The organism is Sulfurihydrogenibium sp. (assembly GCF_027448985.1).
Classification (GTDB): Bacteria; Aquificota; Aquificia; order Aquificales; family Hydrogenothermaceae; genus Sulfurihydrogenibium.
Genome location: NZ_DAIDMN010000046.1, coordinates 1 through 11,849, shown reverse-complemented (window position 1 = coordinate 11,849; position 11,849 = coordinate 1). Strand labels below are relative to the sequence as shown.

The following is an 11,849-nucleotide window of genomic DNA, read 5'->3' as shown; positions in this document are numbered from 1 at the left end:
ACCCGGAAGTAAACTCCAAAAAGCACAAAAAATCTGATTCTCTTTCTAAAATCAATTTTAAGGTTTTTTCAAATATTTTTTCATCAACCTTTTTTTCTGTATTTTCCCAAAGTTCGTAAGCAAACTGCTGAGTGTAATAAGGAAAACCTTTTGTTATAGAAATAATCTTTTTTATGTAAATGTCTTCTATAATAATTTTTATAGGAGGTTATGTCTATGAAGAAAAGTTTAGCAGTACTTGCTCTTATGGGAGCAGTAGGTTTATCAAACGCAGCGGTTGTTGAAAACCCTATTTTAAAGAAGTTGGTAGAAAAGGGTATTTTAACAGAGCAGGAAGCAGCAGCGATTGACGAACAGTTGGCTCAAGAAGAGGCAGAAAAGGCAAAGTACCAAGCGGAAATTGACAAAACAGCTATGGAAGCAAAGGAAAAAATCGGAAAGCTTGAGAAAAAATGGGGAGATATGCCAGCATTAGCAGGAAAGTTTAAAAAGTATGAAATCGGTGGAAAGGCTTACATAGGTTATACTTACACTGATACAAAAAAACAATATACAGGAAATAACGACAAGGGGGACTTTGAAGTAAGAAGATTTTACTTTGATACAAAAGCATATCTAAACGACAAAGACCACATCAGATTTACTACTGATTTATCAGCTGGAACTGATTATAAACTCAAAATTAAATACGGATATCTCTACAAAGATATATCTGATTTAATACCACACACCGGATTTGAGTTTGGTGTTGCACATACTCCTTGGATAGACTTTGAAGAGCATACAGGTTGGTGGTACAGGTCTATAGATAAAACATTTATAGAATCAGGTACAGGTATGGGACTTTGGCCATCTGCAGACCTTGGAATCAACTTCAAAACAAAAACTCTTTACATAACTTCTGAAATAGGTATGTATAACGGAGAAGGATACGATAAAATAAATACAAGTTCTCAAAAATCTTCCGGAATCCACAACTCATTTGAAGGTAGAATTACATACCACATATTTGGAAACGGCGATAAAAAGATGAATCCTACAAAAGACCAGTATGCAAACATCTCATTACACTTAGCATCTAACATAGGTTATAACGATGCGTATACAACTCACAAAAATCTAAACTTATATCATATCCATGTGGTTTACAACAATCCAATGTTCTTGATAGCAGCTCAGTATGGAAAAGTTGATTATAATAACTCATCTGCAAACGCCGGAAAAGGATGGTCCGCAAACTTTGAATTAAGACCCGTTAAAGACTGGTCAATATTTGGTAGGTACGACTACTGGAAACCTGAAAAAGCACAAGGAACTTTAACAGGTTCAAATGCAGCTTACTGGGATAAAAGAACTGCATACTATGCAGGTGTAGTATACACGATGAACAAGTATGTAAAATGGATTTTAAACTATGAAAAATTTGATTACTCTGGTAAAGATAATTTAGCTAATGCAACTAAATCAGCAAGCTATTTTGATAAAGCACAATACAAACTTACAGCGGAGTTAAGCTGGTAGTTTAAAAAGTAGGAGGGAAGGGGGTTTTGTTAAAATTTTTTAATAAAAAATTAATAAAAATTTAAAATTTATGATTTATTATTTAATTTAGAATCCTAAGAAGGAGGTAAAAAGGGAAATGAAGACATTAGGAAAGTTAGCGATAGGTGGAATATTAGCTGTATCTACAACAGTTTTTGCAGTAGAGTTAACGGGGGCTGGAGCAACTTTTCCATACCCTATATACTCTGCATGGGCTTACATGTATGAAAAGGCAACCGGAATAAAAGTAAACTACCAATCAATTGGTTCTGGTGGTGGTATAAGACAGATTGAAAATAGAACTGTTGATTTTGGAGCATCTGACGCACCACTCACACCAAAAGAGTTAAACGAGAAAAAACTTCTACAATTTCCAGCTGTTATAGGTGGTGTAGTACCAACTTACAACCTTCCGGAAGTACAAGGAAAACAGCTTAACTTTGATGGAAAAGCTCTCTGTGATATATACATGGGTAAAATCAAAAAATGGAACGACCCATATTTGCAACAGTTAAATCCGGGAGTAAATCTTCCTGACAGAGATATAACTGTAGTGAGAAGGTCTGACGGTTCGGGTACTACTTGGATATGGACCAATTACCTTTCTAAAGTGTGTCCAGAATGGGAAAAACAAGTTGGATATGGAACATCTGTTAACTGGCCTACCGGTGTTGGTGGTAAAGGAAACGAAGGTGTTGCAAACTATGTAAAAAGATTCAGAGGTTCTATTGGTTATGTAGAGTATATATACGCAAAACAAAACAACCTTCCAGCAGGAAAAGTTAAAAACAGGGAAGGAGTGTTTGTTGCACCATCTCCTGAATCTTTCCAAGCGGCAGCTTCATATGCAAAATGGGACAAAAAACAACATTTCTACGAAGTACTAACAGACCAACCAGGTAAGAACTCTTATCCTATAGCCGGAGCGACATTTATACTCTTGGCAAAAGATAAACCAGAATCTTCTAAGAAAGCTGTTCAATTCTTCGATTGGGCTTTTAAAAACGGAGACCAAGAAGCATTAAGGCTTAACTACATACCATTACCTGAACCTGAAAATGTTAAAAATTTAATAAGAGAGTACTGGAAAGAAAACGGCTTAATGTAAACTTTTCTCATGTTTAACCTCCTTTTTTCGCCCCATAGCATCTATGGGGCTTTTTTGTTTTATAATAGTTAGTGAAAAATAAAATATCTGGATGGAGATACCATGGATAAAGCAAATCCATATTTAAAGAGAGCAAAAATTTTAGAGTACGTTTTAAAAGTTGTTCTTGGTACGGCAGCGATTTTTATTGGACTGATTCTACCATTGACAATTTTCTTTGTTTTATACAAAGAGTCATCTTTAGCTATAGAGCATTTTGGTGTTTTAAACTTTCTTACCTCTACCGATTGGGACCCTGTTGCCGAAAAATTTGGTGGACTGGTACCTCTTGTTGGTACATTAATCGCAACATTTTTAGCAACTTTAATTGCAGCACCTATATCAATGGGAATTGCCATATTCTTGGTAGAGCTTTCTCCAAACAGATTAAAATCCATTTTCTCAACAGCTATAGAACTTTTGGCAGCTATTCCAAGTATAATATATGGTATGTGGGGTCTTTTTGTTATTGCTCCTTTATTTGGTGAAAAGGTAGAGCCTTGGCTACAACAAAAACTTGGTGGTGTTCCTCTGATAGGAAAACTCTTTGAAGGTTCACCTACAGGAATAGATGTCTTAACAACATCTTTAGTTTTATCAATAATGATAATACCTTTTATGAGTTCTGTTGTTAAAGATGCCTTTAACATGGTACCTCCGATTATGAAAGAGTCTGCTTATTCTCTTGGTGCTACCAAATGGGAAGTTATAAAACAGGTTATGATACCCATAACAGCATCTGGAATTGCAGGTGGTCTTATTTTAAGTGTAGGTAGAGCCCTTGGAGAAACTATGGCTGTTACATTTTTAGCTGGAAACGTAAACCAGATACCAAAATCTTTGTTTGACCCATTTACAACAATTACCGTAGCTCTTGCCAACCAATTTACTGAGGCAGACACGGATATTTATTTATCGTCTTTGTACTTTTTAGCTCTTATACTCTTCTTTATGTCTTTTATTATCTTATACCTTTCCAAATTTATGTTACTTCAAATAGAAAAGAAATGGAAGGTGTGATATGAGTAAGAATAATAAAATAAAAAGACAGATTGAAAACTATGTTTTTTTAACACTTTCGTTTTTATCAGCTGGATTTGGTTTGTTCTTCCTGTTTTGGATACTTGGAGACCTATTAATAAACGGTTTTAAGTATATAAACCTTGATTTATTCACTCACGACCCGGTTCCACCCGGAATGGAAGGAGGTGGATTGAAACACGCATTTATAGGACATATCATAATAACCTTTTTAGGAACAGTTATAGGAACACCAATAGGAATACTTGCAGGAATATACTTTGCAGAATACGGTAGAAACTCAAAACTGGCAAGTATTTTAAGAAACATAGTTGACATCATGGTAAGTAATCCTTCCATCGTGATAGGTGCGGTTGTTTATGCTATCTTAGTCAAACCTGTGGGACATTTTATGGGAATTGCAGGTGGTGTTGCATTGGCTCTTTTGATGATTCCGGTTATAGTGATTACAACAGATGAAATGATGAAGTTAGTTCCAAAAGAAACAAGGGAAGCAGCTTACGCTTTAGGAGCACAACCATGGCAGGTTAGTTTTCAGATAGTTTTAAAAGCTGCAAAGGTTGGAGTTTTGACCGGTGTAATACTTGGAGTAGCAAGAATATCCGGAGAAACAGCACCACTTCTTTTCACAGCCTTTAACAACAGTTTTACAACATTAGATGTTACTAAGCCTATGGCTTCTTTAACTGTTACAGTATTCCAGTACGCCATGGGACCTTACGATGAATGGCACAGACAAGCATGGGCTGCTTCGTTTATTCTTACATTCGGTGTACTAATAGCTTCTATCACAGCAAGGTATCTCATCCAAAAGAAAAGAACATAAGGAGGATTTTTAAAAGATGACTGAGAATATCAAAATTCAGGTTAAAAATTTAAACTTTTATTACGCAGGAAATAAGCTCGCATTAAAAGATATTAACCTTCCAATTTATGAAAAAAGGATAACAGCACTAATAGGACCATCCGGATGTGGTAAAACTACATTGCTGAGATGTTTCAACCGGATGCACGACCTTTATCCAGGAAACAGATATGAGGGAGAAATCCTTTTAGATGGAAAAAACATATTAGACAAAGATGTAGACCTGATGGAACTGAGAACAAGGGTAGGTATGGTTTTTCAAAAACCAACACCATTTCCAATGTCTATCTTTGATAACATAGCATACGGTTTAAAACTTCAAGGAATAAAAAACAAAACAGAGCTTCAAGACCGAGTAGAACAAGCACTAAAAGAAGCTGCCCTTTGGGATGAGGTTAAGGATAGACTTAACGTATCAGCTTTTTCTTTATCCGGAGGACAACAACAGAGATTATGTATAGCAAGAACCATAGCAGTCAAACCTGAAGTTATACTATTTGATGAGCCAACTTCTGCATTAGACCCAATATCCACTTCAAAGATAGAAGAACTGATAGTAGAACTGAAAAAAAACCACACAATAATAATAGTTACCCACAACATGCAACAAGCAGCAAGAGTTTCAGATTACACAGCATTCATGTACCTTGGAGAACTTGTTGAATTTGATTCAACAGATATTATATTTACTAAACCAAACAAAAAACTAACGGAAGACTACATATCCGGAAGATTTGGATAATGAGACTTTTTGATTTTGAAAAAAAAGCTTTAAAAGAAGTTTTCAAAGATTTTAAAGGTGAGATATACATATTTGGCTCAAGACTTAAAGACGATAAAAAAGGTGGAGATATAGATATAATCCTAAAACCCCAAGATAAACTCAGTTTACAAGATATCCTCAAACTTCAAGCTAAGTATTACCTTCTTACAGATACGGAGATAGATATAATAAAATACGATGAAAACAATCCATTTGTTAGAGAAGTGATGAAAGATGCAAAAAGAATTGATTTGTCAAACTTATAAAGATTTAGAGGATAGTATGAAACTGCTTGAGTATTCGTTATCCAAATACAAACCGTTTAACCCGGAAGTTGTATATACGTATGAAGATTTAGAGTATTACGATTCACTTTCTTTCAGATATGAAAAATCGGTTGAAGCTATGTTTTCATATTTTAAAACCTTAGAACTTTATCTATTTGGTGAAACCTCAGAAACTCTGAGAAAAAGACTTCAAAAGATGGAAAAGGTAGGATTGATAGAAAATTTAGAACTGTACATGGAAATAAAAGTGTTAAGGAATAAAGTTGTCCATGCTTACCTTCCGGAAAAATTACAAGAAATTTATGAAAGTATTAAAAATTTTGGAGAAATTTTACTAAAAGATTTTGAAAAAATAAAAAAATTCAATCAGGAGGAAATAAAATGCTAATAGAACCAAGACTAAACGAAATAAGAGAAAGATTGTTAAAAATGGCAGAATTAGCCGAAAATATGATTGAAAACTCAGTTAAAGCGATAATAGAGCACAATCCGGATTATCTAAAATACGTAGAAGAGAACGAAGATATAGTTGACAAAATGGAAGTAGAAAACGAAAGCCTAATAATAACCACGATGGCAAGGTATCAACCGGAAGCAAAATACCTAAGGTTTTTAGTTATGGACTTATTTGTAAACAGAGACCTTGAAAGAATAGCAGACCACGCAGAAAACATAAAAGAACATGCCCAATCAATCCTACAAAAACCAAAGTTAAAAGAGTATTTAGACCTGCCAGTTATGACAGAAATGTCAGTTCAGATGCTTAAAGACGCCATAAAATCCTTTGCAGAGATGGATACAGAACTTGCCAGAGACGTAATAAAAAGAGATGACAAAATAGATGCTTTAGAAGACCAAATAATAAGAGAGTTGTACACTTACATGGTAGAAGACCCAACCACGATAAAAGTAGGATTAAGACTTATAGATGTGGTAAAAAATATAGAAAGAGTAGCGGATATAGCAACAAACCTTGCGGAAGAAGTTATATACATGAAAGAAGGAAAAATGCTTAGACATCAGGAACTTGACGAAAATGGTAAAAATTAACGACGGTATCTTAATAACGTTTTTAGACTTTTTAAAAGAAGGAATAATAATAGTTGATGATGAAACAAAAACCATAGAGTTTGTAAACAGATTTGCAAAAAAATTCTTAAAAGATGAAGATTACATAGGTAAAAACTTTAAAGAAGTTATTGAAAACGACTACATAACCTCACTTATATCTTACAACCAAGAAAAAGATGTAAAAGCAGAAGTAAACATAGACAACCAAAAATACCTTATAAACGTTTACCGTATAGAAGGCAAAAAAATAATCCACCTTCAAGATATAACACCATTTGAAGTTTACAAACAAGCAAAGAAAGACTTTGTCTCAAACGTATCACACGAACTAAAAACACCAATATCAGTCCTAAAATCAGCAGTTGAAACGATAGAAGAAGAAAAAGACCCTACTATGATAAAAAAATTTGTGGAGATAGCCAAAAAAAGAATAGACCAAATGGACCATCTTATAAACGACCTACTAATACTTGCAAGATTAGAATCACAAGAAGACCAAGTAAAAAAAGAAAAGTACAACCTTTATAAACAGATAGAAGATATATTTGAAGACCTAAAACATCTAACAGTAGAGAAAAACATAACACTCATAAACAACATTCCAAAGAATTTTGAAGTTTACGCAGACGAACAAAAACTAAGTATAGCACTAAAAAACTTGGTAGAAAACTCTATAAAGTACAACAAACAAGACGGAAAAGTAATAGTAAACGCAACAAAAGACACTAAAAACACTGTCATAACGGTTGAAGATACAGGTATAGGTATTCCGGAAGAATCTATACCTTTCATATTTGAAAGGTTTTACAGAGTAGATAAATCAAGAAGTAGAAATATCGGAGGAACAGGACTTGGATTATCTATAGTAAAACACATAACAGAAGCCCATAAAGGAAAAGTCTGGGTTGAAAGTAAGCTCGGAGAAGGTTCAAAGTTTCACTTAAAGATTCCAAACAACTAAATTAACCCCTTTAGTCAATTACTTACATATTTTTAACTAAATCTTAACAAAATCTTAACATTTTTTTTAAAATTTCAGTGTATACTTTTATACAGAATTAATAAAAATTTCAGGTAAGGAGCCATGAATAAAAGTGTAGATACAGTTAACCTACAAACTTTAAGTAAAATGTTGCAAGTTTTCCCTACTGTAGAGAATGATGCTAAAGAAGAGTTTAAATCTACCATAGAAGATTTAATCTACATAATAAAAGAAAAAAACAAAGATGATAATTTTTTATATGAACTAACTACTTTGTACGAACAAGTGATGAAAAATTTACATTCCCTAAAATCCGATGAAGAATTTTTATTTTTCAATTTCAAAAGAATTTTAAACATTCAAGAAAACATATTAACCCAAATCTTAGAAAACAACTCTCAAATTGAATTGAATTCTACAATAAAAAAACTTTTAGAAAGGGCTAAATTAATTATAGAAAAGGATAACAGAGTTTTACTTACCTATCTTTTAGAGGAACCTAAAAGAATGAAAAACATATTGAAAATAATGGATATCAACAGACTTTTAAATGATATAAATGAAAAGATAGAAGATTATATAGAAGGTAAAAAGGTGGTAAACGGATGAAAATTCTATCCTTAACATCTGATAGAGTAAGGTTAGAATTTGAAAACATCTTAGAAAAAAACCTCTTTCTGGAAAATATATCCGGATTAAAAGGTGTAGTATCTATTAAAGAGACAAACAAAACTGTAACTGTAAATTTTCAGCCTAAAACACAGTTTGATTACTTTTTGAAAAATTTTATAGCTCCAGTATCAACAAAAAAAGAGCTGGAAAAAATAGACAAAGATGATATACATTTTTATATAGCACCTTTGATTAAAAATAACTTTGTTAAAGCATTGTGGAGTATTTCACTGCTTGGATTTAAAAGAGGATTTTTGATTTTTACAATTTGTACTCTTGGAGTTGGTACATATTTAAAAAATAAATTTTAGGAGGTTGTCTAAGATGAACTTTTTTGGTTTAAGAATCAGCTCAACGATAGGTGGTTGCCTATCTACAAATTACCTACTTGCAGGTATAGGTGCAGTTGGTGCAGTTGTCGTTATAAGTCAACTTCTTAGAAATTCTAAACCGTTCCTTGTTGGAGCTACAAAAGAAGTTATATCTTTCCAACAGTGGTTAAACTCAAACATTGAAGAAAGTAAAGAATTTTGGGAAGATGTAATAGCAGAAGCTAAGCACGAGTACAAGTTAGAAGTGGAAAGAAAGTTGGAAATCTTACAAAAACAGCAAGAAATTTTAGAAAAAATCAAAGCAAGTTTATAAGGAGGTGTAAAAGATGAACATTTTAGGAATTGCTGGAAGAATAGTTTGCTCTAATCCTTTTTCTTTTGCTTTAGGTGTTGGAATCGGAGTTGTTGGATTGTACATAATAAACAAAGTTGAAGAACAAAGAAAGATTGAAAAAATGCAAAAAGAGATTGAAGCAGCAGTCAAAGCTCTTGAAATAAGAAAATTACCAGCGGTAGAAACAACTGAGACAACTGTAGAAGGTTAATAAAGATGCCTATACCGTTTAAAGTTAAAGAGTTTAAATACGGCAAAGTCAAAATCTACTCTGAACTTTTTAAGTATTTATCTGTAAGCGATACAGCTTTTGTAAATTACTTTTCAAAGTTTAAAGGTGTTTCAAAAGTAATATCAAAAAAATCAGCCGGATTGTTAACAATTTACTATAACCCAGATGAGTTTGATTTACTGGGTTTTTATGACTTTTTAAACACCACTGATAGGGAGATGATACTCTCCCTTCTTACATCTAATGGAAACGGTAAATTAGAAAAAGAAGAGGAAGGAGAAATATTTTCTCCTACAACTTGGTTCAAACTAAATACATTAGCTTTTGTTCCATTTTTGTTTAGGTCCGCATTACCTGGAGGATTTCTAACTGCTTTAACACTTGGACTTGGTTCCCAGGTGTTTGTGAAAGGATTTAACTCATTAAAGAAAGGAAAGATTGATGTTCATCTTTTAGATTCTTCAGCTATTCTTTTATCGTCTTTACAAGGCAATCATTTTTCTTCACTACTGATGACATGGCTTTTATCTCTTGGTGATGTTATCCAGGAGAAAACAGAAAAAAGAGCCCATGTTGAGATAGAGAAGTTACTAAATTACAAAGAAGAAAAAGCATTTGTTGTAGTAGATGAAAATACTGTCGTGGAAAAACCAATTGAAGAGGTAAAAAAAGGTGATATTGTAGTTGTTTACGATGGACAGAAAATTACTGTTGATGGGGTTGTAATAGAAGGAGATGCTCTTGTAAATCAAGCATCTTTAACAGGAGAGTCCAATCCTGTTCATAAAAAACCAAATGACCCTGTTTACGCAGGAACATTTGTAGAGGATGGTAAACTTTACATAAGAGCAGAAAAAGTTGGGGATGAAACAGCTTTAGCTAAAATAGTTAAGATAATAGAAGAAGCTGCAAATCAACCAATTCAGGCTCAACTTAAAGCTGAGGAAATGGCAAACAAATTTGTTATTCCTACTTTTGCTATAGCAGGTACATCTTATTTCTTAACGAGAGATACAAACAGGTTAACTTCTACTCTCATTATTGATTATCACACAGGTATACATGTATCAACACCTTTGGCTATTATGTCACATATGGCTTTAGCAGCGAAACACGGAATTCTCTTTAAATCTGGAAGACATTTGGAACTACTACATAAAGTAGATACGGTAGTTTTTGATAAAACAGGAACTTTAACGGTAGGTCATCCGGAAGTTACTGAAATTGTAACATTTGACGTATCGGAAGATGAAGCACTCCAGATTGCAGCTTCGTTAGAACAAAGAATTACTCATCCAGTGGCTAAATCTATAGTATCCTTGGCTATAAAGAAAGGTTTAGATATTCTTCCAAGAAAAGATTCTGATTATCACATAGGATTAGGAATTGAAGGGGATATAAACGATGTTCACTATCTTCTTGGAAGTACAAGGTTTATGGAAAAGAAACATATCAAAATTCCAAAAAAGGTTAAACAGATAGTGGACCAACTTCATGATAAAGGAGAGTCCGTCTTATACCTTGTCAGAGAAAATAAAGTTATAGCCCTGATTGGAATATCTGACCCTATAAAACCAGAAAGTAAAGAAGTTATAGAAATACTATACAAAATGAATAGAGATATAATCCTATGTACCGGAGACAATGAAGGAGCTGCTGAAAAAGTAGCAAAAACTTTAGGGATTAAAAAATTTTACGCAAGAGCTTTTCCTGATGAAAAAGCTAAGATAATCAAAAAGTTAAAAGAGGAAGGAAAGACTGTAGCATTCCTGGGTGACGGTGTAAACGATGCTCCAGCACTTTCTGTGGCAGATATAGGAATTTCTATCAGAAGTGGAGCAGATATAGCGATAGAGGTTGCGAATGTTGTTATAAACAACAATCTGTACAACTTAGTTGATGCAATCAGGATATCAGATGAAGCTCTTAAAAATGTTTATCAAAACTTCCGGATAAATACCGTAGCAAATACAGCTGGACTAATAGGTTCCGTTTTAGGAGTTTTCAATCCGGTCGTATCTACAATCATCAACAACGGTACTTCCGTATTTATGGGATTAAATGCTATAAAACCGTTGTGGAAAGATTACAACTATCTATTTTATTCTACAAAAAAGGGAGGTGAGAAATATGGATGAGAAAAAATTTCAGGAAGAACTTGAAAAAATCAAAGCAGATTTGGAGGAGCTTAGGAACAAAATCGGAATGTCGGAAGAAAAGGACATAACAAAACTTCCTGTAGAAGCAGCAAAAAAAGTATCAGAAACAGCTTCTGACGTTGTAAAAGCAGCTATGGAGATAGCGGAAAAAGCTATAAAAGTAGTCTCTGCAGCTGCAGTAGGGGCTGTGGAAGGAGCAAAAAAAGCATTAACAGAAGAAGAAAAACAAAAACCACAAGACCAAACCCAAGAAAAACAATCTTAATAAAATGGGAGAAAATCAACTGGGTAAGGTATTTATCCTTACCCTTTTTGTTTGTCTATGGAGGACAAAATGATATTTATTAAAACAAGAAGTGGAAGATTTTTAAATTTAAACAGTATTCACGGGTTTGCAGTAGAAGAGGAAAAAATAGAACTAA

At 33.4% G+C, this 11,849-nt stretch carries 15 protein-coding genes; all 15 read left to right on the top strand.

Annotated elements, in window-relative coordinates; all coding sequences use genetic code 11:
• Nucleotides 1-216: 216 nt before the first annotated feature.
• Entirely contained in the window at nt 217-1,521 is a 1,305-nt protein-coding gene (locus NE054_RS05135) for a hypothetical protein (protein ID WP_297889388.1), read from the top strand.
• A 118-nt stretch (nt 1,522-1,639) separates the two neighbouring features.
• On the top strand, nt 1,640-2,650 hold the full coding sequence (pstS, locus tag NE054_RS05130; RefSeq protein ID WP_297889385.1) for a phosphate ABC transporter substrate-binding protein PstS: 1,011 nt from the start codon (nt 1,640-1,642) through the stop codon (nt 2,648-2,650).
• A 102-nt stretch (nt 2,651-2,752) separates the two neighbouring features.
• The gene (gene pstC, locus NE054_RS05125) at nt 2,753-3,709 is read left to right on the top strand and encodes a phosphate ABC transporter permease subunit PstC (protein WP_297889383.1); all 957 of its coding nucleotides are present in this window, start codon (nt 2,753-2,755) and stop codon (nt 3,707-3,709) included.
• 1 nt (nt 3,710) lies between these two features.
• Entirely contained in the window at nt 3,711-4,556 is an 846-nt protein-coding gene (gene pstA, locus NE054_RS05120; protein ID WP_297889381.1) for a phosphate ABC transporter permease PstA, read from the top strand.
• Nucleotides 4,557-4,572: 16 nt separating this feature from the next.
• On the top strand, nt 4,573-5,337 hold the full coding sequence (gene pstB, locus NE054_RS05115; RefSeq protein ID WP_297889379.1) for a phosphate ABC transporter ATP-binding protein PstB: 765 nt from the start codon (nt 4,573-4,575) through the stop codon (nt 5,335-5,337).
• Nucleotides 5,337-5,624 carry a nucleotidyltransferase domain-containing protein gene (locus tag NE054_RS05110; RefSeq protein WP_297889377.1) on the top strand — a complete coding sequence of 96 codons (288 nt, stop codon included), beginning with the start codon at nt 5,337-5,339 and terminating at the stop codon, nt 5,622-5,624. The genes pstB and NE054_RS05110 overlap by 1 nt, the downstream gene beginning before the upstream one ends.
• A gap of 16 nt (nt 5,625-5,640) precedes the next feature.
• Complete coding sequence (locus tag NE054_RS05105; protein WP_297889375.1) at nt 5,641-6,033, top strand: hypothetical protein; 393 nt, start codon at nt 5,641-5,643, stop codon at nt 6,031-6,033.
• A complete protein-coding gene (phoU, locus tag NE054_RS05100) occupies nt 6,027-6,695 on the top strand; it encodes a phosphate signaling complex protein PhoU (RefSeq protein WP_297889372.1) in 669 nt (222 codons plus the stop codon). Before NE054_RS05105 ends, phoU begins: the two co-directional genes overlap by 7 nt.
• On the top strand, nt 6,682-7,677 hold the full coding sequence (locus tag NE054_RS05095) for an ATP-binding protein (protein ID WP_297889368.1): 996 nt from the start codon (nt 6,682-6,684) through the stop codon (nt 7,675-7,677). Before phoU ends, NE054_RS05095 begins: the two co-directional genes overlap by 14 nt.
• A 123-nt stretch (nt 7,678-7,800) precedes the next feature.
• Entirely contained in the window at nt 7,801-8,307 is a 507-nt protein-coding gene (locus NE054_RS05090; protein WP_297889366.1) for a hypothetical protein, read from the top strand.
• A complete protein-coding gene (locus NE054_RS05085; protein ID WP_297889363.1) occupies nt 8,304-8,681 on the top strand; it encodes a hypothetical protein in 378 nt (125 codons plus the stop codon). The genes NE054_RS05090 and NE054_RS05085 overlap by 4 nt, the downstream gene beginning before the upstream one ends.
• A 13-nt stretch (nt 8,682-8,694) precedes the next feature.
• Nucleotides 8,695-9,015, top strand: a complete 321-nt coding sequence (locus tag NE054_RS05080; protein WP_297889360.1) for a hypothetical protein — start codon at nt 8,695-8,697, stop codon at nt 9,013-9,015.
• Nucleotides 9,016-9,028: 13 nt separating this feature from the next.
• Nucleotides 9,029-9,247, top strand: a complete 219-nt coding sequence (locus NE054_RS05075) for a hypothetical protein (RefSeq protein ID WP_297889357.1) — start codon at nt 9,029-9,031, stop codon at nt 9,245-9,247.
• A gap of 5 nt (nt 9,248-9,252) precedes the next feature.
• Nucleotides 9,253-11,406 carry a heavy metal translocating P-type ATPase gene (locus NE054_RS05070; protein WP_297889353.1) on the top strand — a complete coding sequence of 718 codons (2,154 nt, stop codon included), beginning with the start codon at nt 9,253-9,255 and terminating at the stop codon, nt 11,404-11,406.
• Complete coding sequence (locus tag NE054_RS05065) at nt 11,399-11,692, top strand: hypothetical protein (RefSeq protein ID WP_297889350.1); 294 nt, start codon at nt 11,399-11,401, stop codon at nt 11,690-11,692. The genes NE054_RS05070 and NE054_RS05065 overlap by 8 nt, the downstream gene beginning before the upstream one ends.
• Nucleotides 11,693-11,849: the final 157 nt, after the last annotated feature.

Bases quoted from the DNA above. Each gene is read 5' to 3' on its own strand.
- NE054_RS05135 (WP_297889388.1), top strand. From the start codon at position 217: ATGAAGAAAAGTTTAGCAGTACTTGCTCTTATGGGAGCAGTAGGTTTA.
- pstS (WP_297889385.1), top strand. From the start codon at position 1,640: ATGAAGACATTAGGAAAGTTAGCGATAGGTGGAATATTAGCTGTATCT.
- pstC (WP_297889383.1), top strand. From the start codon at position 2,753: ATGGATAAAGCAAATCCATATTTAAAGAGAGCAAAAATTTTAGAGTAC.
- pstA (WP_297889381.1), top strand. From the start codon at position 3,711: ATGAGTAAGAATAATAAAATAAAAAGACAGATTGAAAACTATGTTTTT.
- pstB (WP_297889379.1), top strand. From the start codon at position 4,573: ATGACTGAGAATATCAAAATTCAGGTTAAAAATTTAAACTTTTATTAC.
- NE054_RS05110 (WP_297889377.1), top strand. From the start codon at position 5,337: ATGAGACTTTTTGATTTTGAAAAAAAAGCTTTAAAAGAAGTTTTCAAA.
- NE054_RS05105 (WP_297889375.1), top strand. From the start codon at position 5,641: ATGAAACTGCTTGAGTATTCGTTATCCAAATACAAACCGTTTAACCCG.
- phoU (WP_297889372.1), top strand. From the start codon at position 6,027: ATGCTAATAGAACCAAGACTAAACGAAATAAGAGAAAGATTGTTAAAA.
- NE054_RS05095 (WP_297889368.1), top strand. From the start codon at position 6,682: ATGGTAAAAATTAACGACGGTATCTTAATAACGTTTTTAGACTTTTTA.
- NE054_RS05090 (WP_297889366.1), top strand. From the start codon at position 7,801: ATGAATAAAAGTGTAGATACAGTTAACCTACAAACTTTAAGTAAAATG.
- NE054_RS05085 (WP_297889363.1), top strand. From the start codon at position 8,304: ATGAAAATTCTATCCTTAACATCTGATAGAGTAAGGTTAGAATTTGAA.
- NE054_RS05080 (WP_297889360.1), top strand. From the start codon at position 8,695: ATGAACTTTTTTGGTTTAAGAATCAGCTCAACGATAGGTGGTTGCCTA.
- NE054_RS05075 (WP_297889357.1), top strand. From the start codon at position 9,029: ATGAACATTTTAGGAATTGCTGGAAGAATAGTTTGCTCTAATCCTTTT.
- NE054_RS05070 (WP_297889353.1), top strand. From the start codon at position 9,253: ATGCCTATACCGTTTAAAGTTAAAGAGTTTAAATACGGCAAAGTCAAA.
- NE054_RS05065 (WP_297889350.1), top strand. From the start codon at position 11,399: ATGGATGAGAAAAAATTTCAGGAAGAACTTGAAAAAATCAAAGCAGAT.